The 24644-nt window shown below is 47.3% G+C and carries 26 protein-coding genes; 22 read left to right on the forward strand and 4 right to left on the reverse strand.

Going from position 1 to position 24644, the window contains the following annotated elements:
• The first annotated feature begins 217 nt into the window (after positions 1 to 217).
• The 10 genes from DFQ00_RS07880 (at position 218) to DFQ00_RS07920 (ending at position 9025) form a co-directional block, all read left to right on the forward strand.
• Positions 218 to 1420: a glycoside hydrolase family 5 protein gene (locus DFQ00_RS07880; RefSeq protein WP_110895944.1), complete on the forward strand. Its 1203-nt coding sequence runs from the start codon at positions 218 to 220 to the stop codon at positions 1418 to 1420.
• Between the two features lie 263 nt (positions 1421 to 1683).
• On the forward strand, positions 1684 to 2223 hold the full coding sequence (locus tag DFQ00_RS07885) for a GNAT family N-acetyltransferase (RefSeq protein WP_110895945.1): 540 nt from the start codon (positions 1684 to 1686) through the stop codon (positions 2221 to 2223).
• 318 nt (positions 2224 to 2541) lie between these two features.
• Positions 2542 to 3144: an aminoglycoside phosphotransferase family protein gene (locus DFQ00_RS07890; protein WP_341866254.1), complete on the forward strand. Its 603-nt coding sequence runs from the start codon at positions 2542 to 2544 to the stop codon at positions 3142 to 3144.
• Positions 3145 to 3167: 23 nt separating this feature from the next.
• Positions 3168 to 3350 (forward strand): hypothetical protein, encoded by a 183-nt coding sequence (locus DFQ00_RS30250; protein ID WP_341866255.1) that lies wholly within the window; start codon positions 3168 to 3170, stop codon positions 3348 to 3350.
• Positions 3351 to 3398: 48 nt separating this feature from the next.
• The gene (locus DFQ00_RS29465) at positions 3399 to 3566 is read left to right on the forward strand and encodes a hypothetical protein (RefSeq protein WP_208643767.1); all 168 of its coding nucleotides are present in this window, start codon (positions 3399 to 3401) and stop codon (positions 3564 to 3566) included.
• Between the two features lie 124 nt (positions 3567 to 3690).
• The gene (locus DFQ00_RS07900) at positions 3691 to 4239 is read left to right on the forward strand and encodes a glutathione peroxidase (RefSeq protein WP_110895947.1); all 549 of its coding nucleotides are present in this window, start codon (positions 3691 to 3693) and stop codon (positions 4237 to 4239) included.
• Between the two features lie 87 nt (positions 4240 to 4326).
• On the forward strand, positions 4327 to 5175 hold the full coding sequence (locus DFQ00_RS07905; protein ID WP_244213756.1) for an AraC family transcriptional regulator: 849 nt from the start codon (positions 4327 to 4329) through the stop codon (positions 5173 to 5175).
• 456 nt (positions 5176 to 5631) lie between these two features.
• Positions 5632 to 6231 (forward strand): nitroreductase family protein, encoded by a 600-nt coding sequence (locus tag DFQ00_RS07910; protein WP_110895949.1) that lies wholly within the window; start codon positions 5632 to 5634, stop codon positions 6229 to 6231.
• 108 nt (positions 6232 to 6339) lie between these two features.
• Positions 6340 to 7956, forward strand: coding sequence for an S-layer homology domain-containing protein (locus DFQ00_RS07915; RefSeq protein ID WP_244213734.1), 1617 nt, complete (start codon positions 6340 to 6342; stop codon positions 7954 to 7956).
• Positions 7957 to 8104: 148 nt separating this feature from the next.
• Positions 8105 to 9025 (forward strand): NAD(P)/FAD-dependent oxidoreductase, encoded by a 921-nt coding sequence (locus tag DFQ00_RS07920; protein WP_110895950.1) that lies wholly within the window; start codon positions 8105 to 8107, stop codon positions 9023 to 9025.
• A gap of 96 nt (positions 9026 to 9121) precedes the next feature.
• Here DFQ00_RS07920 and DFQ00_RS07925 read toward each other — a convergent pair whose 3' ends face one another.
• Positions 9122 to 9307, reverse strand: a complete 186-nt coding sequence (locus tag DFQ00_RS07925; protein WP_110895951.1) for a hypothetical protein — start codon at positions 9305 to 9307, stop codon at positions 9122 to 9124.
• A gap of 517 nt (positions 9308 to 9824) precedes the next feature.
• On the opposite strand from DFQ00_RS07925, the gene DFQ00_RS07930 reads away from it, so the two are divergent.
• The 3 genes from DFQ00_RS07930 to DFQ00_RS07940 all read left to right on the forward strand — a co-directional run bounded on the left by DFQ00_RS07930 (position 9825) and on the right by DFQ00_RS07940 (position 12110).
• Positions 9825 to 10391: a hypothetical protein gene (locus DFQ00_RS07930; RefSeq protein WP_110895952.1), complete on the forward strand. Its 567-nt coding sequence runs from the start codon at positions 9825 to 9827 to the stop codon at positions 10389 to 10391.
• 182 nt (positions 10392 to 10573) lie between these two features.
• Positions 10574 to 11431: a heme o synthase gene (cyoE, locus tag DFQ00_RS07935; protein ID WP_110895953.1), complete on the forward strand. Its 858-nt coding sequence runs from the start codon at positions 10574 to 10576 to the stop codon at positions 11429 to 11431.
• Between the two features lie 196 nt (positions 11432 to 11627).
• Positions 11628 to 12110, forward strand: a complete 483-nt coding sequence (locus tag DFQ00_RS07940) for a tetratricopeptide repeat protein (RefSeq protein ID WP_110895954.1) — start codon at positions 11628 to 11630, stop codon at positions 12108 to 12110.
• Positions 12111 to 12136: 26 nt separating this feature from the next.
• Here the strand turns inward: DFQ00_RS07940 and DFQ00_RS07945 are convergent, their stop codons facing one another.
• A complete protein-coding gene (locus DFQ00_RS07945; protein ID WP_110895955.1) occupies positions 12137 to 13021 on the reverse strand; it encodes a LysR family transcriptional regulator in 885 nt (294 codons plus the stop codon).
• 179 nt (positions 13022 to 13200) lie between these two features.
• On the opposite strand from DFQ00_RS07945, the gene DFQ00_RS07950 reads away from it, so the two are divergent.
• From DFQ00_RS07950 to msrB, 9 genes are all read left to right on the forward strand, one after another.
• Positions 13201 to 14112, forward strand: coding sequence for a DMT family transporter (locus DFQ00_RS07950; protein ID WP_110895956.1), 912 nt, complete (start codon positions 13201 to 13203; stop codon positions 14110 to 14112).
• Between the two features lie 158 nt (positions 14113 to 14270).
• Positions 14271 to 15335 carry a LacI family DNA-binding transcriptional regulator gene (locus tag DFQ00_RS07955; protein ID WP_341866256.1) on the forward strand — a complete coding sequence of 355 codons (1065 nt, stop codon included), beginning with the start codon at positions 14271 to 14273 and terminating at the stop codon, positions 15333 to 15335.
• Positions 15336 to 15599: 264 nt separating this feature from the next.
• Positions 15600 to 18137, forward strand: a complete 2538-nt coding sequence (locus DFQ00_RS07965) for a beta-mannosidase (RefSeq protein WP_110896204.1) — start codon at positions 15600 to 15602, stop codon at positions 18135 to 18137.
• Positions 18138 to 18303: 166 nt separating this feature from the next.
• Positions 18304 to 18834, forward strand: a complete 531-nt coding sequence (locus DFQ00_RS07970) for a stalk domain-containing protein (protein WP_208643768.1) — start codon at positions 18304 to 18306, stop codon at positions 18832 to 18834.
• A 99-nt stretch (positions 18835 to 18933) separates the two neighbouring features.
• A complete protein-coding gene (locus DFQ00_RS07975) occupies positions 18934 to 19638 on the forward strand; it encodes a response regulator transcription factor (RefSeq protein ID WP_110895960.1) in 705 nt (234 codons plus the stop codon).
• On the forward strand, positions 19635 to 20675 hold the full coding sequence (locus DFQ00_RS07980; RefSeq protein ID WP_110895961.1) for a sensor histidine kinase: 1041 nt from the start codon (positions 19635 to 19637) through the stop codon (positions 20673 to 20675). Before DFQ00_RS07975 ends, DFQ00_RS07980 begins: the two co-directional genes overlap by 4 nt.
• Positions 20676 to 20719: 44 nt before the next feature.
• A complete protein-coding gene (locus DFQ00_RS07985; protein ID WP_110895962.1) occupies positions 20720 to 21436 on the forward strand; it encodes a cytochrome c biogenesis CcdA family protein in 717 nt (238 codons plus the stop codon).
• Positions 21437 to 21454: 18 nt separating this feature from the next.
• Positions 21455 to 22024 carry a TlpA family protein disulfide reductase gene (locus DFQ00_RS07990; protein ID WP_110895963.1) on the forward strand — a complete coding sequence of 190 codons (570 nt, stop codon included), beginning with the start codon at positions 21455 to 21457 and terminating at the stop codon, positions 22022 to 22024.
• A 16-nt stretch (positions 22025 to 22040) separates the two neighbouring features.
• Complete coding sequence (gene msrB / locus DFQ00_RS07995; protein ID WP_110895964.1) at positions 22041 to 23123, forward strand: peptide-methionine (R)-S-oxide reductase MsrB; 1083 nt, start codon at positions 22041 to 22043, stop codon at positions 23121 to 23123.
• Between the two features lie 171 nt (positions 23124 to 23294).
• Here the strand turns inward: msrB and DFQ00_RS08000 are convergent, their stop codons facing one another.
• Positions 23295 to 23927: a hypothetical protein gene (locus tag DFQ00_RS08000; protein WP_110895965.1), complete on the reverse strand. Its 633-nt coding sequence runs from the start codon at positions 23925 to 23927 to the stop codon at positions 23295 to 23297.
• 76 nt (positions 23928 to 24003) lie between these two features.
• Positions 24004 to 24525, reverse strand: coding sequence for a zinc metalloprotease (locus tag DFQ00_RS08005; protein ID WP_110895966.1), 522 nt, complete (start codon positions 24523 to 24525; stop codon positions 24004 to 24006).
• Positions 24526 to 24644: the final 119 nt, after the last annotated feature.

A 24644-nucleotide genomic window follows, 5' to 3' on the forward strand; every position in this document is an offset into this window, starting at 1 on the left:
GTGTAGTAACATGTCAAAATAGACAAAAATATGAACTTTATTTTCCATAAATGTGTTATTATGTTGTTAGCGGACCGCTTTTTCGCTTATGGATTGATATCCATTGAGAAGGGAGGATTACATCTCCATTTACATGCTGAACAGAGGTTTAGAGGTTTCGTTAGACTAGAGGCAACGGCACTGCTTGTTAACCAATAAAATAAGCGGAGGTTAGGTTATGACGAAAACGTTTAAAAAATTTAGTATCGCCGGTTTAGCACTGCTCTTCATGGCTACAGCGGCATTCGCTGGCTGGAGCACCAAGGCATCGGCTGCGGATATGAGATCGTTAACGGCTGCTCAGATTACAGCGGAGATGGGCGCAGGCTGGAATCTGGGCAATCAGCTTGAAGCGACGGTAAATGGAACACCGAATGAAACGTCATGGGGCAATCCTACAATTACACCTGAACTGATCAAAAAAGTAAAAGCGGCAGGCTTCAAAACGATTCGTATTCCCGTTTCTTATCTCAATTATATTGGAAGCGCTCCCAACTACACTGTGAATGCGTCATGGCTTAATCGTATCCAGCAGGTCGTAGATTACGCTTATAATGAAGGACTTTATGTCGTCATTAATATGCATGGCGACGGATTCCACTCGATTCCAGGTTCGTGGCTGCATGTGAACAGTAGTAATCAGAACGTAATTCGGGACAAGTATCAAAAGGTATGGCAACAAGTTGCTACCAGGTTCAGCGCGTATAATGAACGTCTCATTTTCGAGTCCATGAATGAGGTGTTTGACGGCAATTATAACAACCCGAATACATCATATTATGGCAACTTGAATGCATATAATCAGATTTTTGTAGATACCGTTCGGAAGACGGGGGGCAACAACAATGCCAGATGGCTGCTCGTTCCAGGCTGGAACACGAACATTGATTACACGGTAGGGAATTATGGCTTTGTCGTTCCAACGGATAATTTCCGTTCCTCTGCCATTCCTAGCTCGCAGAAACGCATCATGATCTCGGCGCACTACTATTCGCCGTGGGATTTTGCCGGTGAAGAAAATGGAAACATTACGCAATGGGGTGCAACAGCGACCAATCCTGCCAAACGGTCAACATGGGGGCAGGAGGATTATCTGGATTCCCAGTTCAAATCTATGTACGACAAGTTTGTAACGCAGGGCTACCCTGTTGTGATGGGAGAGTTCGGTTCTATTGATAAGTCTTCCTATGACTCCAGCAATAATAACTATCGTGCCGTGTATGCCAAGGCGGTTACGGCTACAGCCAAAAAGTACAAGCTGGTTCCTGTTTATTGGGACAATGGCTTTAACGGACAGCATGGATTTGCCCTGTTTAACCGATTTAACAATACGGTAACTCAGCAAAATATTATTAATGCCATCATGCAGGGCATGCAGTAATTACATTCATTTCATTGGATAAAAAAGGGCGTACTCCAGAATAAGAGGAGTGCGTCCTTTCAATGTCTTCTAAACCGTCAAGTAATGCTTGTCATCGCATACCCGTAAACGATAGAAGAACGGTCGAGACATTCAACTTTGATCACATTTCTGTCTATGGATTTTACATAAGCCTTGAGCAGAATTCACGAAAATCTACACATCCATGGTTATACTTAATTTTGCTTTGATCTAGCGAACTTTAAGGATTGGGTGGTAGACAGATGTTAAAGAAGCGTGAGCTGCATGAATGTCAATCGCTGTACAGTTTGATGATAGACCCCGCAGTTTCTCCTTATGTTCGTTATGCATGTCAGTCGCAAGAAGAATTGTTGTTTCTAACCCGGCAGATCATCGCCGAAGAAGAGCAGGGAACCGTCATTTCACGCACGATTTTGAATGAAACAGGTACAGCCATCGGCACCATTGATCTGTATCACATCGTGAATCACACCGGATTTCTGGCAACGTGGATCGGTGCGCCCTATTTCGGGAACGGGTACAGCCAGCGAGCGAAGTCAGCCTTTTTGACAGAACTATTTCTTGAGCATGGCATGCAGACGGTTTTTATGAAAATACGCAAGCAAAATGTACGCTCCCGCAAAGCGGTGGAAAAACTGCCTTATGTCAGTCTCGCCCATGATCTGTATCCGGAAGTCGCCAGAGCCATGAATATGGAGCAGCCAATATTCGATTTGTATCATGTTGATCGGACCTTATTTCTCGCAAGTGGCCTGGAGCCGCAGCACATGATGGTGACCTAAGCTTATTAATGACAAGGTGTAGCCAATTGAAAGGTATACGCAAAAAAGTACATCAGCGCCGTCAGTGATGACGACGCTGTTTGATATGCGGAAATAAGGCTGTATCGTAGCAGTTTAATTCACGAATGGAAGAAGATGGATTATACTAAGAGCAAGTCCAATGAAGGAGAGGATCATGTTTGCTGGAAATATATAGCTCCCCAGGCAGCTACAAGAATAAGGAGCGGGGATAAAGAAAATCAGGAATTAATTTTAGAATCATAAAAAGGAGGAATTGACCTGTCTAAACATCAGGAGGAACGGCTGGCTGGTGGTAATGTGAACGAAGTCGTGCGTGTTGGAGATACGGTTCGCCGGAGCACCAAGCCGAATCGTTATGTGCATGAACTGCTGTTATATCTGGAAAAGCAGGGCTTCCATCAGGCACCGCAATATCTCGGTATGGATGAAGAGGGAAGAGAGATGCTTTCTTATCTGGAGGGAGATGTGCCAGGTAATGATTATCCAGAGATTGATGCATATATGTGGTCAGACGAATCATTGATTGCAGCTGCTCATCTGTTGAGGGCCTACCACGATGCTTCGGTTGATTTTACAACGACGGCCCGTTCAGGCAATCCTTTTCCAGATATAGAGGGCATGGGCAAGGGATTATCCGATCAAGCGTCAGCAACAACGGAGGTCGTTTGCCACAATGATTTTGCCCTGTACAATATCGTATTCAGGAATGGTTTGCCGCAGGGAATCATTGATTTCGATATGGCTGGTCCAGGCCCGCGTTTGTGGGATATTGCTTATACCTTGTATACCTGTGTTCCGCTTGCGAATTTTTCGCCTTTGCATCGCCTTCAGATCCAGGGAAGAGAGCGGTTACGTCCTATGATAAAGATAGTCACGCCGCCGTTCGGAAGAGACGTATAAAGCTGTTTATGGATGCCTATGGATTGAAGATTCCACCGAATATGAAAGATTGGGTGTTGGCCCGCATGCGCTTTATGTGCCAAACCTTAAAAGGTCGCGCAGCTGCTGGAGAGGCTGCCTTTATTAAGATGGTTGAAGAGGGGCATTTGGCTCACTATGAGCAGGAGGTGCTTTTTCTGGAGCAGCATTGGCGGGACTGGATGTAGTTGACTCTAGCCAAATAGACGAATCAAGTCCAATTTGTGTATACGGACGTGCTTATTTATAGAAACGCAAATAATCTTTACCTGCGTTATACGTTGCTGGATAAGATGATTAAAGCTACGGTGGAGGAGCTAGAGGCAGGACTGCGCCAAAGTTATTACCGCAAGCTGGTGGAGAGCAAAGACTACATTCTGAGGTTAGCACTGAGATTCTGGTGAATAGGACGTATCAGGGCTATTTTGCTAAAGCTTCCTCAATACAAGCGGACCCACTTCGTATATAATAAAAAGTGACTCTACAAAATTAGTAACTACATAACTATTGCGAGGTGCACTCAGACTTATGCCAACCATCTATGACTTCACCGTAACCAGAACAAGTGGAGAGCGTTTTCCGCTCTATCAATATGAAGGAAAGCCTGTATTGATTGTGAACACGGCAAGCAAATGCAAATATACGCATCAATTCGATGATATTCAGAAGCTTTATGATGAGTACAAAGATCAGGGCCTGCAGATTATCGGTTTTCCGTGCAACCAGTTTGCGGAGCAGGAGCCAGGCAGCAGTGCAGAAGCGGAGTCATTTTGCCAGATTAACTACGGGGTGAAATTTCCGATGTTTGCCAAACTGGATGTAAACGGCGAGACAGCTCATCCGTTGTACGACTTTTTGAAAAAGTCAGGTCCGTTTGCCGGCTTTGACGAGAGCGACATTCAGGCCAAGCTGCTCAAGCTGATGGTGGCGGATAAAGCGCCAGAGTGGCTGCATGGTGACGCGATCAAATGGAATTTCACGAAATTCCTGATTGATGCAGAAGGACAGGTCGTTCGTCGTTTTGAGCCGGTTGCACCTATGGATGAGATCAAAGCAAGCATTCAGGAGCTGTTATAAAAAAAGGGTAAAATGTCACCGGGGAGAGTGAAGCCATAATATGATTCCCCGCTTTCGTTATGGACAGGAGGTGATGATGTGCCTAGCATGATGCAGTTTACTGCTCCACTGGCGTATACCTACCGAGCGACAAGTCAGTTTGACCCTGGAAATTCAGACGGCTTCCATTCGCATCCACATTATGAAATCTATTATTTCCACGACGGAGAATGTACTTATATCATCGGGGACCGGGTATACAATCTGGAGCCGGGAGATCTGGTGTTAATGCACGGAATGACATTGCACCGGCCGCATCCCAAAGCTGGCAAACCGTATGTGCGAACAACCCTCCACTTTGATCCTTCCGCAATGCGCAGCAGCCTGCACCCGGATCGCATTCAGGAGGTGCTGAAGCCATTCGACGAGCTAGGTAATTGTCGGGTGAACCTTGCGGGGGAGGTTCGTTTAGAGTTTGAAGCGCTCTTGCAGGATTTACATCATCTATCCGGTCACACCTCCAGGTTCAGGGAGGAGCGTATGCATATCCGGGTATGTGACCTGCTCTATTGTGTGGCGGAACTGTGCCAAGGGCATGTACAGGAACAGCGTGTATCCTCGGAAAAAGAACGGCATGTCCAGCATATAATCCGGTATGTGGATACCCATTATATGCAGGATATCGGGCTTGATGATCTGGCACAGGAGTTACATCTATCCAAGCCCTATTTGGCAGGCATGTTCAAAGAAATGACGGGGCTGACAATATTCAAATATTTGTATGATCGGCGTATCAATCAGGCAAAGCTGTTGTTTCAGTTTCAGCCGGAGATGAGTGTGACGGAGGCCAGTCGATTGTCTGGTTTCAAGCGCCTGTCCCATTTTAGCCGAATATTTAAACAAAGTGTGGGGTGTTCCCCCGATCTGTATCGAAGTCAGCTTCATCGCCAGATGTAGTCACAGTACGTTTGAGCATGCAAAGTATTAAATTAAAATCCTATGTTGTTTCTCTCAAGTCGACCGGCAGGTCGGATTTGTATTAACAGGTCAGCCAGTGCTTACTGGTTGGCCTTTTTGTATGCGATGGAGAATGGGGGAAAGCTGCAAGGGGCGCATCGGATGTTTAGAATTTCATGTGAACAGGTAAAGAAAGGTAGAGTGGCAGAATTAGATATGGTGCTGAAGTGTTTTTAGTTTCACGTCTAGGAGCAGATGAATAAATGAAGTCCTTTTGGAAGCATAATGAAGGAGGAACGGTGAGGGAAGTGCGATGAGCAAAGGCTTGAAATTCCGTTTTTGCTTGAGATATTTTCCATGAATATTAATTAGCTTATTGACTAATGTATGTTACTATATTATAGTTACTGTGTTGGCAAGGAATGAATTAACCAATTACTTAGGAGGCGTATACGAATGTCTACTTTTTTTGATGCTTTGAAGAACAGAAGATCTTATTATGGAATCAGTAAGGAATCCACGATCTCGGATGCGAAAATTCAGGAAATCGTCGAAGAAGCGGTCAAGTATACACCAACTGCATTTAACTCACAAACCTCCCGCGCAGTGGTATTACTGGGCGAGCAGCATGATAAACTGTGGAATCACACGGAAGAAATTTTGCGTGAAGTTGTTGGCAACGAAGAGGCTTTTCAGTCTACAGCTGAGAAAATGGCAAGTTTCCGCAATGGCTACGGCTCAGTGCTGTTTTTCGAAGACAACAATGTGATTGCACAGCTTCAACAGAACTTTGCAGCTTATGCAGATAACTTTCCGATCTGGGCGAACCAATCAAACGGCATGTTGCAGCTTGTTATCTGGACTGCATTGGAGCAAGAGGGATTAGGCGCATCCTTGCAGCACTACAATCCGTTGATTGATGAAAAAGTGAAGCAGGAATGGAATATTCCAGAGAACTGGAGACTTGTTGCTCAGATGCCATTTGGTAAACCAACAGCAACACCAGGCGAGAAGCAATTCCAACCGATTCAGGAACGCGTTAAAGTACACAAATAAACATCGTCATTTCCAATATTTAACCACATACGGCCTTGCTTCAATTTGATACGATGAATATTATCGTAAATTATTGAAGTGAGGCTTTTTACTGTGAAAAAAATAGATGTGAAACAAACGATTTGTCCGTTGTGGAAAACGGTCTTTATCGGCGCTATGATGTTAGGTTCATTGGCGGGGAATTGCGGTCCTGCTCATGCAGCAGGCAATAAGCCGGATTTTCAGGATACTCATACAAGCTATGCAAGAGCAGCCATTGATCGTTTGGTTAGCCAAGGCATTGCCGCTGGCACGACGGAGCATTTATTCGAACCGAAAAAGGCGGTTACAAGGGCAGAATTTGCTTCGTTTGCGATACGCCTGCTTGGATTAAAACCGGTCAATAACAGTATTAATCCCTATGGAGATGTATCTGCGAAGGCTTGGTATTATGGCAATGTGGCAGCTATGACGAATGTATCTCTTCTGGAAGGGAAGGGGCAGCGTCTGTTTCGACCCAATGCATCTATTACTCGCGAGGAGGCAGCGGCGCTGATCGCGCGCATGCTTAAACAGCGTCCCGTAGAATTGAACAACTTGTCTGATACATATACGGATGCCGCAGAGATTTCGACCTGGGCTCAGCCATATGTGCAGACGGTGCATAAGCTTTGTTTAATGAGAGGCAGCGACGGTTTATTTCGACCTGGTGACCAAGTCACGAGGGAGGAGGCAGCCGTGATGCTGGATGCTATACTACAGAAAAATGCATGGGCCGCGCAGTTCAAGCAAAAGCAGGCACATGGCATTCAGTTGGGATGGCAATATAATTCATCCACTGCGGAGTTTATGAAGCAAGTGCAGCAGTCGCCTGTAAATACACTGGTGCCGCGCTGGTTTTTCCTGAATGGGGATATGAGTGTGTCCAATCATGTTAACTCAACCCTCATCTCGTGGGCATCCCGTACAGATCGCAAGCTCTGGCCCTTGCTCGGCAATCGTTCCAATAAAGAGACCACGCATCAGATGTTGTCGAGTTCGGCCAATCGGGAAGCAGTGGTCAAGCAAGTTACCAGCTTCGTCAAAACCTACAAGCTTGGCGGAATCAACGTTGATTTTGAAAATGTAGATCCTTCCGATCGCGAAGGCTTCACCGCTTTTGTGACTTCCTTAACGAACGCTCTGCATAAGCTGGGAGCCGTTGTTTCAGTGGATGTATCGCCCAATCTGGGCACAGATTGGACGGCTGCCTTTGATTACGTCAAACTGGCTGAGATATCCGACTATATGGTGTTAATGAGCTATGAGGAGCACTGGAGCGGTGATCCGAAGCCAGGCTCAGTGGCTTCGCTGCCTTGGGTGAAACGGGCACTGGTATCGATGCTGACCGAGGTGGCAAATGACAAAACAATTCTGGCTCTGCCGCTATATACTCGAGATTGGTCCATGGCAAGTCCAGAGACGGCCTCATGGGATATTACGCTAGGCGAACAAGCGATTCGGGCAGCCGCAGCCGGTTCTCGAATACAATGGGACACACGCCTGAGTCAGTACAGGGTTAATTATACTGCAGCTCATGCGGCGAGAGAGATTTGGGCAGAGGATAGCCGTTCCTTGTCAGCCAAGGTGCTGATGAGCAGCGAGCAAAACATTGCGGGTCTGGCCTACTGGTATATGGGCGGTGAGACAGCGGATGTGTGGAATGCCATTACGAATGCGATGCGGTTCAACTCGTATATATTTTAACAGCACTTTATAATGTCATATGTTCGAATCAAACGTGTATTCTTATAACGGACCCGGATCACTCGCTTATATAGGCGGAGGTTTGGGTCTTTTCATTTTGGTTTAAGCTATGGAGTGAGAGTACTGGACATTGAGGAGGAGAGGAAGCATGCGAGAGGTTGATTGCATTATTGTGGGTGGAGGGCTCGCAGGGCTTCAAGCCGCCATCCAGCTTGGGCGTTATTCTGCACACCAGATCCTGGTGGTGGATGCAGGAGAGGGCCGATCCACACGGTGTCGGACCTATCATAATATTCTTGGTTATCCCGACGGCATATCGGGGAAAGAGCTCCGAGCACGCGGTCGTATGCAGGCCGAAGGTACAGGGGTTCAATTCGAGCAGGATCGTATCATTGAGGCTGTACGTATGTCAGAGGAACGCATCAGACTGAAAGGTTCCTCCGGCACCATATATGAGACGAAAACGGTGCTGCTGGCAACAGGGTTATCCGATCGAGTACCTGACATTCCCGGTCTCAAGCCTACATTGGGCAGAACGGTGTATGTATGCCCCGATTGTGATGGCTACGAAATTCAAGGGCAGCGCACGATACTGCTCGGCGCTGGCGAGGCCGGAGCCAATATGGCAATGATTCTGATTGAACGCACAGATGATCTGTTATATATCAATCATGATCAGACTCCCATCTCGGCAGACCTGCATCGACAGATGAAGCAAGCAGGGGTACGTTATCTGAAGGCCGCTGTGCAGGAGGTGCAGCAGATGGAGGATGGACATATTACAGGTGTGCTGACAGAAGACGGGCAGATTTATGAATCGGAGCGTGGATTTATTGCCTTTGGCGGCAATCGGGTGCACTATGAGCTGGCTGAGCAGCTGGGGGCAGTGATCGCGGACAATAAACATGTGGAAGCTAATCCGCGTAGTATGCAGGCAGCACCTCTGGTGTGGATTGCAGGGGATTTGGGTCTGCATGCAGAGCAGGCCACCGTTGCGATGGGGGAAGGCTCAATCGCCGCAATCTGGATTCATAAAGAGCTGCAGCTTATGAAAAAAAGGTATGGATAAGAGAACAAGTCCTCCTAAAGCCAATGGGCCGCAGGCAGGACTTGTTTTTTGATTATTTTGAAACATATGCACACTCTAGGAGACGGTATGGTCTGTTTATTTTTTATTTGAGGAATCTTCCGATTTGCGGGTGAAATCCTGGCGAATGTTATCTACGATATCTCCCACGGCATCTTCAATCATATCGGTTGGCCCGGGATTTCTCTGGTCAGGCTCGATTACAGTATTAACGCCCGGCTTGAGTTCCTCGGTACTTTTGTCATATTCAGAGTCGCGATTCATGAGAATTCCTCCTTGTTTTACGTAGTGATGACGATGCTTACTAACATAACCAAACATTATCATGTATATGTAAAACGATTAACCCGATGAGCTTTTTTGAAACGCAAGCGGTGGATTCTGAGCCGAAATCAAGTCTCGTGCAAATACGGGCTGATGATCTGGCAGCTGAGGAGAGGCCACACTAGGCATAAAGTGAGGGTACAAGCATACAGTGTATAAACAGACAGTGTATAAACAGACAGGCAGAGGCTCTGAAGCAGGCTCATTCGCGGTTTTGCTGGTTTATGAACGGACAAGCTTGAATTGATGACGTAAATTGTAACTATTTTTAATATGGATGAAACTTTTGCAGAAGAGCTTTGACGTACAATGAGTACATAACCAGTGAATGCATGACAAGCAACATTTCCGTTTGAGGAGAAAAGCTTCCGGTTAATAATCATATGTACGGAACGATGCATTGACACTTCGAATTGTACAGGTGAAAAGCTATAGTGAAATAAGGAGAGATGCTGGCATGAAAAACGCGGCGAAAAAGTGGAGATTACAGATGATTGGTGCAGCAGCAGCTTTGGTAGGCATTATCGTGCTGGCTACATATTTGCTCCCGCCTGCCAATGCAGAGGAGCGTATGAATGTTCAGTCACCTTCAGCGAATAAAGCACAACTTGCCAATTCCGAGGTATACACGGCGTATATCGAAGGAATGCGTGTCGAAGACGGCAAATTAATGCTGTCTGTTGACAAGATCGGCTGGTATCAGGGCGAGGAAGCGAATACGGTTTTCAAACAACGGAATCCCGATGCGGGCATAGATGAAGCACCCGATGGTTATTATATTGTGAATGATAACAAAGAGCAGGAGCAGGTTGAGGTTAAGGCCGATGCCAAGGTTCTGATGCAGCTGTACGATCACGATGGTACTATGCAGGGAGCAGAGATTAAGTGGAATGAACCTGTGTCATTGTCCAAGTTCGAAGCATTATATGGAGATACACGAATCATGGATTTGTCGGTCTTCCCGTATCATCTTACCATTCAGGATGGTAAAGTGATTCAAATTGTACAGCAGTATATCCCGTAAACATGTATGAATCATCAAATTGGATGCAATATAATAGAAACGATAAAACGAGCATTCTTTCCGTAAACGAAGCGGATAAGAATGCTTTTTGTTATGACAAATCAATGAAAGCGATTGTATTTCAGGGTTGGTCCATGTATCATTATAGGAATGGCGTTTTTACATCATTCAGGAGGCTTCTGATGCTTAAAGACATGATTGCATTAACCAAGCCCGGACTATTAAGGCTGAATGTGTTTGCGGTAGCCGTGGGTTTCTGGGTCGCTTCAAAATGGGATATTGATTGGATATCATTGCTGCTGGTTGTGCTTGGATCAACGTTGGTTATTGCTTCAGCATGTGTCATTAACAACTATTGGGATCGAGAACTGGATCAAAAGATGGAACGAACGAAGAAAAGGATGGAGTACATTAACCATCTGAAGCCTGGGTTTGTGCTTGCCTATGGCTTGGTCCTCGGCATCGCGGGATTAGCAGTATTGTTTCTATGGGTGAATCCGCTATCTGGCTGGATGGCTTTGCTGGGCTGGTTCGCTTATATTGTGATCTACACGATGTGGCTGAAGCGCAGCTCTACCTGGAGCACGTCGCTCGGTGGAATTGCCGGGGCGATGCCGCCGGTCATCGGTTATACGGCTGTAACGGATGAGATTGATGCAGGAGCATGGCTGTTGTTTGCACTGTTATTTCTATGGCAGCCTCCACATTTCTGGTCGCTCGGTATTCGCCGGGTCGAAGAGTATCGTGCTGCGGGCTTCCCGTTGCTACCGGTCGTGAAAGGTGTGAAGCGTACCAAGCTGCAGATGATTCCGTATGTATTTCTGCTGATTCCTGCCGTATTTCTGCTGTATTATTACAATTACGTTGGGCTGGTATTTCTGATCATCTCCTTGATTAGCAGCATCATCTGGTTTGTACATACGATCAGCGGTTTGAAAACAGACAATGATGAAAAATGGGCAAAGATCAATTTTTTGATCTCGGTCAATTATCTCATGTTAATTTTCATTGTAATGGTAGCCAATACAACCTGGTCTTAGGGAAGCATGGACAGTAATGTATATTTATCAGAAAGCACATTCTGAATGATTGAGAGCTCAGCCTCGGTTGAATCCATCATTTCAAGGTGTGCTTTTTGTTATGGGGCAAATCTCTTAAATTTAGGAAGAAATATAGTACAATGATCAAGAGGAAAAGAGTTATGGAGCATATTATTCTGTTATTGGATGTGAGCACATGAGTAATCTACAGCAAGCAATAGCCTGGCGACAGGAAGGTAACATTCAGGAGGCCATTGAGCTTCTGCATCAGATTACCGGCCAGGAACCTCACAATGGAGAAGCGTGGTATCAGCTCGCATGGGCCCATGATTCCCTTGGGTTGGAGCGCGAGGCAGTGCCTTATTATGAAAAAGCATTACAACTTCAGCTTTCCGCAGAAGATCGGGCAGGCGCAATTCTAGGTCTCGGCAGCACGTATCGCACACTTGCTCAATATGAACAGGCCAAAAGATGGCTGCTCACCGGCATAAGTGAATTCCCCGAGCGCCGCGAATTCGCAGTGTTCTATGCGATGGTGCTGTATAACCTGGGTGAGCATGCCGAGGCGATGCAGCGACTGCTCATCCAGCTTGCTGATACGTCTACTGATCGGGGAATAAGTGATTATAGCCGGGCCATCCGGTACTACGCAGATCAGCTTGATCGAGTATGGGAGTAAACGGACAGTAGAGATGTGAGTATAGGTTAGCCCGGTGTTTTTGGTGAATGAAGCCATTGTTCTACTTCTTCAATGAATCGGCGAGATGCGGGTGACAGATTCCGAAGAGAAGCACAAGCCAGTCCAATCTTACGATACGGATCACCTTCAAGTGGCACGAGTGCGAGTGAATCGGTATGATTTTGCAGCACCATCTCAGGAAGCAGGCTGATGCCAAGTCCGTTGCGAACCATGGCCATAATGGCCTGATCCTCGGCTACTTCGTAGACGACGTTCAGCTTGGCATTATGCTGACGTATCAAACGTTCAATTTCGTTGTCGCCCCCCCATTTGGGTAATATAAAAGGCTGTTCCAGCAAACGCTCAAACGTGACCGATTTTTCTGACGCAAGTGGGTGGTCAAGAGGCAGGATGCACATCATCCTGTCTTTTTGTAATGAGATCGTTTCGAATGGAGACGTGTCACTGAGGGATAGGAAGCCAAGGTCGATTGCGCCGCTGGCCAGCCAGTGCTCAATCTCGGCATAGTCGCCTTCCCAAAGCTTAATTTCAATTCCGGGATGGCTCAGCCTGAATTGTTTGAGGATTCCGGGAAGCCATTGGGTGGAGACGCTGGCAAATGTACCGATACGCACAGTACCAATCTCAGCCCCCCGGATGAGAGAGATCTCTTGCTTCATCCGTTCCGTCCACCGCATAATTTCACGGGTGTATCCCAATATCCGTTCCCCTTCAGCGGTAACACGTACACCGGAGCGACTCCGATGTAGAAGGGAGAAGCCATACTCGCTCTCCAGACTGGCGATGGCATGGCTCACGGCAGACTGTGTGATGTTCAGCGCTTCGGAGGCTCTGGTCAGGCTGCCGTATTCAACAACAGCATTTAATATTTCATATTTGATAAGTGACATTACACAGTGACCTCCTCTCAGCATTAACTTGTTTTATTCATGAGCAGATTTCATATTAACTATTATAAATATTCATTTTTATAATGAAAAGAGATCGTTTATACTTGCCAAGGCGAGTTAGTTTGCTGATTACATACAGGCGCAGCTCAGACTATTAGAAGAATGAAGGTAGAAGCAGGATGAACGGGGTACACGGAAAACAGATTCATGCATCACGAAGAGCTGACATGCAGATGCTGCTTGCGACAGTAATCTGGGGCTCGTCCTATCTATTTATGAAATCGGGGCTTGCTTCGATTCAGGAACTGAATCTGATCGCTTTGCGATTCGGGATTGCTTTTATAGCGGCAGCCCTTTTCTTTCACAAGAAATTAAGGAAGGTGGAGCGTGGAACGCTGGCCGCTGGAGCTATATTGGGAACAGCTTTATTTGCTGCATTTGTGTTCATTACCTATGGTGTGCAGCGAACGACGGCATCACAGGCGGGATTTTTGATCAGTCTGGCTGTCATTTTTGTTCCGATATTAACGACGATACTGCGCCGACGAATGCCGGATAAACGATTGCTGGTCAGCATTCTGGTCGCTGTAACAGGGCTTGCCTTGTTGACTCTTCAGCATGAATTAAGCTTGCATACCGGAGACGTGCTCTGTATTGTTGCGGCTCTGATCTATGCCGTATATATTATGCTTGCTAGCAAGTATACTCCGAAGCATGATCCGCTGACACTTGGAACGGTGCAACTGGGAGTAGCAGCATTGTGGGGCACTGCCGCTACCTTCGCGTTTGAAACCCCTGCTTTGCCGGATACTCCTCAATCCTGGGCAGCGATTCTGGGGTTGGGGGTATTGTGCAGTGGTTTGGGTTATATTTTGCAAACCTTGGCCCAACGCCATGCCTCTCCAACAAGAACAAGTCTTATTTTTTCGTTGGAGCCGCTGTTTGCCGCTGCATTTGCTTTTGCTTTTCAGGGAGAAACACTGACACTACAGGGATACATTGGAGCAGCCTTTATGCTGGCAGGCGTATTGATTACGGAGATCAAGATTTCGCAGCCGGTCTTTAGACGTGGTAAACGTCCGGCGATTTAATATATGCATTTCGGATCAGGAAGGTTGAGTTCCAATAAAGCAAAGAGAGCGGTAAAGAAGATATATGCTTACTGCTTAATATTCACCCTAACAAAAACTAACAAAAGCCCTGATTAACAAAACATGTTTTGTTAATCAGGGCTTTTGTGCTACACTGAATGGAAAATCAGAAAAATCGGGTGAGCAGGATGGGCAAAAGAGTAACGATGCAGCAAATTGCAGATGCTGCGGGGGTATCCAAATTTGCAGTATCGCGTGCATTGACGGGCAAGTCGGGCGTTAGTGAGCACACACGCGAGATGATTGTCAGGACCGCAGGGCAGCTGGGGTATTTTAAAATGGAACCGAAGCGTTATTCGGTAGAGTCACATACCGGATTCAGCTCAAAGGCGGCTGGGGAGAAGGGGCAAGGGACCATATTGGTTCTTTTTCCGAATATACGCTCCCAGAATCGCTCTTCCTTGTATTGGGGCCCGGTGTTTGATGGCATTTCATCACGCTTGAATGAGCTGGGCATGGATATTTTGACACTGACAGAGCCGTCTTCGGATCATATGTTTTCCGTCCTCAATCCTGAGGCTATCCGGGGCGTGATCACAGTGGGCACAATTTCAACATCAGTGCTGCTCGAAATATATCGTTTGCGTATTCCGCTTGTGATGGTCGATCATGAGGATACGGCGATTCATGCCGATGCCATATTCACAGACAACGTGAAATGTATGACAGAGCTGGTGCTTATGCTTGGCGCAAAGGGATACAGGAGGCTGCAATTTGCCGGGCAACTGCCCGATGCAGTGAGCTTCAGGGAGCGCTGGCTAGGCTATCGGATGGGCCTTGAGGAGTTGGGACTGCAAGAGCAACAGCATCCAGGATTACTGGTGCAGGAATATACAAAGATGCAGCAGGTGGTTAAGGACATGCAGCCTGAGGACCTCCCGGAGGTGTTTGTGTGTGCGAATGACCATACAGCTTCGATTATAATCGAGGCGTTGCAAGATCGGATGCTTCAGATGCCCGAACGATGTGCAGTGACGGGATTTGATAATACACGTACAGAAGATCCTATTCTGGCTACTGCACATATTCATAAGCAGCATCTTGGTGCGAGAGCGGTGGATCAGCTGTTATGGCGAATGGAGCATTTGGAGGCTCCGTATGAACGCAAGCTGATTCATGCCGAATGGATCATGCGTGAGGAGTACCACTCTCTTCGTGAGTGAAGAAAAAGACAGAGCAAAACAGGACAAGGGAAGACAAGGCAGTGTTATATCGTACAGGACATGGAGCAGTTCACATTGGGATGCTCGATGTCTTTTTTTATTTTATCGAAGATTTGTTCCGAACTATTTCGACCAAACACATTGACTCAAACATAGATAACATGTTAATTTTGTTTTGTTAATTGTTTGTTTTTATGATAACAAAACCTAACAAAACGGGTTTTATTCTTCATTACTCTAACCATACTGGAGGCTATCATGGGCATGAACCAATCGCAGCGATTTGAAAACTGGACGTTCAAAGCATGTGAAGATCAGGAATGGATGCCGGCTCAGGTGCCTGGATGCGTGCATACCGACTTGTTAAGACTAGGCCATATTCCCGACCCGTTCTACGGGACCAATGAGAAGGAAGTACAGTGGATCGACAAGAAGGATTGGGAGTACCAAACCACATTTGATGTGGGTGCTGGACTGTATACGCAGGATCATCTGGAGCTTGTTTTTGACGGATTGGATACATATGCGGATGTATATGTGAATGAAGTTCATGTGCTGTCTGCGGACAACATGTTCCGGGTGTGGAAGGCAGATGTCAAAGCGTTGGTGAAGGAAAAGGGGAATGTGCTCTGTGTTCGTTTTCGTTCTCCGATTCAGGAGGACTTACCTAAGCTTGAGAAGCTGGGGTATGCATTACCTGCGTCCAATGACCAATCCGATGTGGGCGGTCTGGGGGATAAACGTGTTAGCATTTTTGCACGCAAGGCGCCATATCACTATGGCTGGGATTGGGGACCACGCTTCGTAACGAGTGGAATCTGGCGGGAGGCAAGGCTGGAAGGCTGGAATGATGTTCGAATAACGGATGTGTTTATCCGGCAAAATGAAGTGAATGCTGCATTGGCCAGCTTAACTGCCATGGTGGAGGTTGAAACCTCTCAAGCTATGGATACTGTGATTCGTATCGGAGCGGCAGGTCAGTGCTGGGAGATAGCGGCAGCTTTGCAGCCAGGTACGCAGACGGTGGAGCTGCCAATCTCCATACAAGCTCCTAAGCTTTGGTGGAGCCGGGGACTGGGTGATCCGTACCGGTATTCCTTTGCTGCTGAAGTGCTCCAGGGCGAACGAGCTTTAGCCGAAGCCGAGGTGAAAACAGGCCTGCGCTCCATTCGTCTTGTCCGCGATCAGGACGAGGCGGGTGCATCCTTTTATTTTGAACTGAACGGAGTTGCGGTATTTGCCAAAGGAGCGAACCATATCCCGAACGACAGCTTTATTACAGAGGTGACACGGGAGCGGTATTTGCATGAGATTATTTCTGCGGCGGAGTCCAACATGAATATGCTTCGTGTGTGGGGCGGCGGCTTCTATGAGGAAGATGTTTTTTACGACCTGTGTGATGAATACGGCATCATGGTGTGGCAAGACTTTATGTTTGCATGCAGCATGTATCCGGGGGATGAGGCCTTCCTGAATAGTGTCAGACATGAGGCTATCGACAATGTGAAGCGTCTGCGTAACCACCCGAGCATCGTGCTGTGGTGCGGTAATAACGAGATTGATTCGGCCTGGGCGCATTATATCGAGAATGGAGGATGGGGCTGGAAAAAGGAGTACAACGCCGAGCAGCGCGAACGCATCTGGGCGGATTATGAGGCCATTTTCCATCATCTCCTGCCAGAAGTGGTTGAAGCTTATGCACCTGGTATCGACTACTGGCCTTCCTCGCCGATTGTATCACTCACAGGTGACGAGAAGCAGCACGCCCACCCGTCTACATCTGAAGGAGACATCCACTACTGGGGCGTGTGGCACAACGTTGAGCCTTTTGAACATTATAATGTGTATGTAGGCCGTTTTATGAGTGAATACGGGTTCCAGTCGTTCCCGGAATACAAGTCAGTTCGCACCTATGCGGAGGAAGAGGACCTGGCACTGGAGTCAGAGGTTATGCTCGCACATCAAAAAAATGGAGCAGGCAATCGGCTAATCAAGCAATATATGGATATGTATTTGCCGGAACCGAAAGATTTCCCGTCCTTCCTCTATATGAGTCAGGTGCTTCAAGCGGAAGCGATGAAAACGGCCATTGAAGCTCATCGACGTCGTAAGCCGTATTGCATGGGCACGCTTTATTGGCAGATGAATGATTGCTGGCCTGTCGCTTCATGGGCGGGGATGGATTATCTTGGCCGCTGGAAGGCAATGCAATATTATGCCAAGCGCAGCTTTAGTGATGTGCTGATATCCGTGGACGGGACGAAGCCGGATGTAACGGAGGTTTATGTGATCTCGGATCAATTAAAGAAGGTACATGGACAACTGAAGCTCCGACTGATCGGATTCGACGGAACGGTGCATCGGGAAGAGACTTATGAAGTGGAGCTTGCGCCAAATTCAGGTGAAGAGCTCGTATCTCTAAACCATGCAGAATGGCTCCAAGGCCATGATCCCGCAGCGACGCTGCTGCGACTGGAGCTGAGTCAACACGGTGAGGCAGATCTTGTGCAGGAGCATTATTTTGTGCCGACGAAAGACCTCGAATTGAAGCTTGCCAGCATTAAGGTCACTGGCGGAGAAGATGAGCAGGGTGTACATTTGGTGCTGGAAAGCGATGTGCTTGCCAAACAGGTGTGGATATCTTCTCAGGCCGAAGGCGTGTTTTCGGATAACTTCTTCGATCTGATCCCTGGCCTGCCTGTGAAGGTGAGGTTCACCTCCAGAGAAGCATTACAGCATGCGGGTGTTATCTCAGATCCGGGAACGGTTGAGGTTCGTTCTATGTGTGATTTTATACAGTAATAACTAACGGTTGGATTCTCTGCTATAGGGATTTCAACCGTTTTTCTATGTGGAGATAGACAAAATTTAACATCGTAATCGTTTCGTAATATTTTGCTTAGAGAATCGTAAGTTGTTCTTATTATTGTAGTCCTTGCAAGCTATTAAACGATGGAGAGTGATAATGATGATGAAAACAAGCAAAAGCAAAAAAACGATCGTAGCAGCGGTATTAATGATGTCTTTAACTTTTTCGGGATTGGCAAGTGCTGCGGATATGAAAACGATGAAGAAGGATGGTATGGAGCTTGTTCAATTGAGACAGGCGGCAAAAATGTACGGTTACAGCATTATGTGGGACAGCAAGGATCGCTCTGTTACTCTCATGTACATGGGCAAAATGGATGAGATGATGAAGGACGACATGAAGATGAAAGATGACAGCATGATGAAGGACGACATGAAGATGAAGGATGACAGCATGATGAAGGATGACATGAAGATGAAGGATGACAGTACGATGAAGGACGACATGATGATGGAAGAAGCGACGATGCCGGCGGCTAAAACCATTAAAGTGTGGATAGGTTCTAAAAAAATGATGGTTGACGGCATGCAGGTTAGTCTGAAGTCGATGCCCTCTATACATGAAGGAAATACGTATGTGAGTGATATGGTCGTTTCCAAGTATATGATGCCTATGAAGGCGATGAAGTAACAAAGCTCGGGATAATAAAGAAGAACACAGAACGAAGCATGACCATCGCCCTGTGATATGATTAGTCCAATGAGTGTTTTGGAATAGGGGGTGGATTGATTGAACGAATGTATATTGGTTGCCGATGATGATAGCAATATTACAGACGTTTGCCGCAGGTATCTGGAGCGGGAGGGTTATGCGGTTGTGACCGCAAAAGACGGTGCGGAGGCAATTGAACTGTGGCGCAGTCACACACCGGGTCTGATTGTGCTGGACCTGATGATGCCGCATAAAAATGGCTGGGAGGTATGCAACGAGATTCGGCAAACCGAAGATGTGCCGATTGTGATGCTGACGGCTCGCGGGGAGGAACAGGATCGACTGATGGGGCTGACCATGGGGGCGGATGATTATTTGACTAAGCCGTTCAGTCCGAGAGAGCTTGTTCTGCGTGTCAAGGCCATACTGCGGAGAATGCGAACGGTACAGGCAACACCTGCTGCGGCCCCCGCACATACGATCAGTTATGAAGGGCTCACGATTGATTTTGTGAAACGTGAGGTGGAGATCAGCGGACAGGTCATTGACTTGACAGTTACCGAATTTGATATGCTGTATTTGCTGGCAAGTCACCCTGGACAGGTATTTTCACGTAACCAGATGTTAAGCCAAATTTGGGATTTCAGCTATGAGGGAGATACGACCACAGTGACCGTGCACATACGGAGATTGCGGGAGAAGATCGAGCAGAATGCTTCAGATCCGAAATATATCAAGACCGTCTGGGGCATAGGCTATAAGTTTGCAGGTGGCTTCTCATGAAGCTGCGTACGTATCTGGTGTTGTCCAGTCTTACAGGCATAGGGGTATTGTTAATCTGTTTGTTTATCAGTTATTCCAAAATGCTGCTCACGATTGAACAATTTTACTGGTTATCGGGCATAAGTGCCGGTGTTGGATTGTTATCATTTGTTCTTCAATATGTACTGACCAAGCCATTGGAGAAGTCCATAGCACGAATTACGGAGCGCACCATGCGAGTGGCCGAAGGGGATTTCCATACGGAAGTCCCTCTCGTCGGTCCGCAGGAATTCAAGCTGCTGGCACAGCAATTTAATGAAATGAGCGCCAGGCTGAAGGAAAGCTTTGACCATCTGCATCACTCCGAATCAGCCAGACGGGAGCTGATTGCGAATGTTTCCCATGACCTGCGCACACCCCTCGCCTCTATTCAGGCCTTTGTCGAAGCCCTGGAGGATGATGTGATCAAAGATGAAGCAACGTTTCAACGGTATCTGAACACTATTCGACTGGAAACGAAGCGATTGGGTGGACTTATTCAGGATTTGTTTGATTTGTCCAGTCTGGAAGCGAAAGGGGAGCAATTTGATCCACAGCCTAGTCATGTGGATGAGTTGTTGCTTGGCACATTGGAGAGCTTTTCGTTTCACCTTGCGGAGAAGCAGCTGAACGTGGAGATCGACTTGCCTGATCGAATGCCTGCTGCCTTGATGGTGCCTGCTCAGATGAAGCGGGTTCTGTCCAATTTGCTGCAAAATGCAATTCAACATTCTCCTGTGGAGGGCAGGATCATCCTGAGCGCTACTGAACAGGGAGAAGATATACGTATTGCAGTGATTGATGAAGGGGAGGGCATTGAAGCGGAGGAGACCACACGTATATTTGAACGGTTTTATCGTATTGATAAATCCCGCAGTAAAAATAATGGAGGAGCGGGACTCGGGCTGGCTATAGCTCAATCCATTGTTGAACGGCATGGAGGTGAAATCGGGGTGCAGAGCACCAAGGGAGCAGGGAGCTGCTTCTGGTTTACACTTCCGGTATATGTCAGTCGCTAGCCTTGGGGATAGAATCGGCAGTATGAATTCAGGTGGTGAAGGACATGGTGGGTGATTGGGTATTTCTTTTCGGAGTTTTTGGTGCGGGGGTGTTATCGTTTTTTTCACCGTGCATCCTTCCGTTGCTTCCGGTATATGTGTCTTATTTGTCAGGGAGCATGGTGGGTGGAATGAATCCGGGGCCTGACGGCACTCGCTCCATTCAACCACGATCTGCGTTTGTGGCAAGAACACTTTTGTTTGTATTCGGACTGTCGGTGGTCTTTGTTTTACTCGGTTTTGGTTCGGGAATTCTGGGCAATGTCATCTCAAGTCCTGCCTTTATGGCAGTATGCGGGGCGATTGTTGTGCTGTTCGGCATATACCAGACCGGGCTTATCCGCTTATCCTGGCTGGAGCGTGAGCGAAAGTTATCCAGTAATCCTGCCAGGCGGGGCGGATATATTGGAGCGTTCTTGCTTGGCTTGACATTTAGCTTCGGATGGACACCCTGCATTGGTCCTGTATTGGCCGCCATTCTAGGTATTGCTGCGGGAGAAGGCTCCCCCGCATATGGCGGGTTTCTGATGTTGTTATACACGCTAGGCCTTGCGATCCCGTTTCTGGTTATATCGCTTTTCTCGGATTATGTTATGAAGCGAATACGGCGTGTAAACCAATATATGGGCGTGATCAAAATAGAGTCCGGCTGTATCTTGATTGTGATGGGATTATTGCTCATGACAGATCGGCTAAACAACCTGGTAACCTGGTTTCAATAATTTTTGGAGGAGCTGAACATGAAGAACGTAAGAAAATATATGGCGTATGTATTACTGCTAGGTGCTGCCTTGCTGATCATGACGGCATGCGGGTCGCAGAAGCAGGATGGGGCAGAAGCAGCGCCAGCAGCTTCATCGGGTATGGAATCGTCGGATCAAACAAACAAAGGGAAAGAAGCCCCGCCCTTTGAGCTGCACGATCTGGCAGGCAACCCGGTTGCACTCAAGGACTTAGCAGGCAAGAAGGTATATGTGAAATACTGGGCTTCCTGGTGCTCCATCTGCCTTGCAGGTTTGGAGGATTTGAATACGTTAGCAGGTCAAAAGAATGATTTTCAAGTGATTACGATTGTAACACCGGATTATAAAGGAGAGAAATCGACCGAAGCATTTACCGAATGGTTTAACAGGCAGCCCTATAAAAATGTAACGGTTCTTTTGGATGAAAAGGGAGTATGGGCCAAAGAGTTCGGCGTACGTGCATATCCCAGCTCGTTCTATATTAATGCAGAAGGCAGGTTAGTGAAATCTGTGCCGGGCCATGCTTCCAATGAGCAGATTATGGAGACGGTACAGGAGATGATGTGAGGAAGGGGGAATAAGCATGAAGGGTCCATGGTTAGGCCTGTGTCTCCTTACGATAGCTTTGATCGTGTCAGCCTGCGGTGCGAAGATGGAGCCGCGTTCAGCGTCTGCACCCGCTCAAGCTGTTCAAATATCCAATATTCCAGATGAAGAGCTACGTGACCTGTATCTGGCGGGTGGCTGCTTCTGGGGTGTCGAGGCTTATATGGCCCGTATCCTGGGAGTTCAGGACGTGACTTCCGGCTATGCCAACGGTGAAGGAGAGAATCCAACCTATGAGGATGTCATTCGCGGTGATCGCGGGTTTGCAGAGACAGTGCATGTGAAGTATGATCCACGTCAGGTTTCTTTGCAGAAGCTGCTCGAGGCTTATTTTCGCGTCATTGATCCTACAAGTCTGAATAAACAGGGCAACGATCGTGGCATTCAGTACCGCACAGGCATCTATTATTCTTCGCCTGAGGATGAGACAGTAATTCAGCAGGCTGTGGCAAAGGAGCAGACCCACTACAAGCAGCCGATTGTAACCGAAGTGATGCCACTAGAGAACTATTATCTGGCAGAGGAGTATCATCAGGATTATCTGGAAAAAAATCCGAACGGCTACTGCCACATAGACATGAGTGTGCTTGATGAGCAAGAGATCGTTATAGACCCCGCTCAATATCCGCGTCCAACAGATGAACAGCTCCAAAAACAGCTAACGGATGAACAGTATGCAGTAGCGGTTAATAACGATACAGAGCATGCATTCAGCAACGAATATTGGGACAACGAGCAGCCAGGTCTCTATGTGGATATCGCAACAGGAGAACCGCTGTTTAGCAGTCGCGATAAATATGATTCGGGCTGTGGCTGGCCGAGCTTTACAAGGCCCATTGTGCCCGAGGTTGTAACCTATAAGCAAGACACGAGCTTTGGGATGGAACGCACGGAGGTTCGAAGCCGGGCTGGTGATATTCATCTTGGGCATGTATTCGATGATGGACCGCAGGATCGTGGCGGCAAACGTTATTGCATCAACAGTGCCTCCATCCGCTTTGTTCCGTTGGACCAAATGGGGCAGGAGAGGTATGGTTATTTGTTATCCTTGATTGAATAGTGTTAGGCAGGAAGGTAGCATGTCATGGCCTATCCTGCGTTATGCCTCGATCTCATAACTAACATACAAAAACTAAAACGTGCTGCCCGGTTTACCGGGCGCACGTTTTGGTATTTGTATGTAGAGCGGGATGAAGCATGAGCCTTACCAAGCGGAGGGCCAGAAGAAACATTATGGCTTGGATTGCTCGTCTTTGATCTGCTGCAGCTCACTCAGGCTTAATGTCAGATCATTCTCCGGATTCGCGCTGACGATCACGTCGGATGCGCTCTGTTCACTAGGCTGGCTTGACTTCGGAGCAGGTTTGATCACATACAGACTTTGAACGGTGTTCAGCAGGCTTGCAGGTGTGTCCTCATAGGTTTCAAGAAACAGCACGTAGTCTTTGGTGGGCATCAGCTTGACGTTGTCATCATTCACAATTTCAGTATGACCCAACTGGCCGCCGAGCTGCTTGACCTCGATCTGATCCCCGGCGGTGTAACGCCCTTTGTAGGAATCCGTTACTTGCACCGTATAGATCGTATAGATTTTGTCAAAAGAAACCGGGTCGTTCGCTGCGCCTTCATCAGCAGCCAGGTCATTCAGGGCTTCAACTCGGGTCTGAATTACGTTGCCCTTCACAATCGTATCGGCTCGCTCAGACAAGGCATCTACACTGCTATAGCTGGGATAATCCTCGGATGCGATGATCGTGACGGGGGCATCGGTGGTTGATGCGGCTGGGGTTAGGGAAGAGCAGCCAACAGCAGATAAAATGAAGATGGATGAAACAAGCAGCACAAGTGCTCTATTTTTTTTCATGGAACGGAATCCTCCTTGGATATATAAGGTGTTAGACCTGCCAATTCATATCATGCGATTCTTGGAGCCCATACGATTAATAACGGGATTTGACATTGTTGATATCAAAGGCTTGCGGCTGGGTCATGGAATTTCGGTTACGCGTATAAGACATGATAGAGGGGTTGTTCGTTGTCGGGTTATCACCCAGCCATATGGAATGACCAAGCTCATGTACAAACACACTTTGGATGAAGTTGGACAGGTTGGAAGCGTCAGCGGTGATGGTGGAGGCGTTCAGTTCAACACGGAAGCTCACGATCTGACTGCCGGAGACGGAGGCGTAGTTGACACCATAAGCGGTATTGTTGAAGTTGCCAGCAGTAATGGTGTTGGGTGAATTATTGGTTTTGACAAATCGTACCTTGGCCCCGGCGTTGTTCCAGTTGGCAATCGAAGCATCCATCGGTCCTTGCCATGCTGAAGCATAATTGTAGGAACGGATCGGGATGGTGGAGCTCGGATAACCGTAACTCAAAAAGGTGGCTGCAAAGACGGTGCTTCCAAACATTGCAAGGGCAGAGAGTAACATGATGCTCATCAACAACTTCCTTTTCATACTAAAAACCTCCAATAAATGTATATTTTCTCTATAATCGTAGCAAGGAAATGGAGGAATGGAATGAGTCCTAAGTCGTTGTTTTTGTCGGGGGAAAAAGGAAAAAGCTTGAGCTGTCT

Origin of the sequence: Paenibacillus barcinonensis (assembly GCF_003217495.1) — a bacterium.
Taxonomy (GTDB): Bacteria; Bacillota; Bacilli; order Paenibacillales; family Paenibacillaceae; genus Paenibacillus; species Paenibacillus barcinonensis.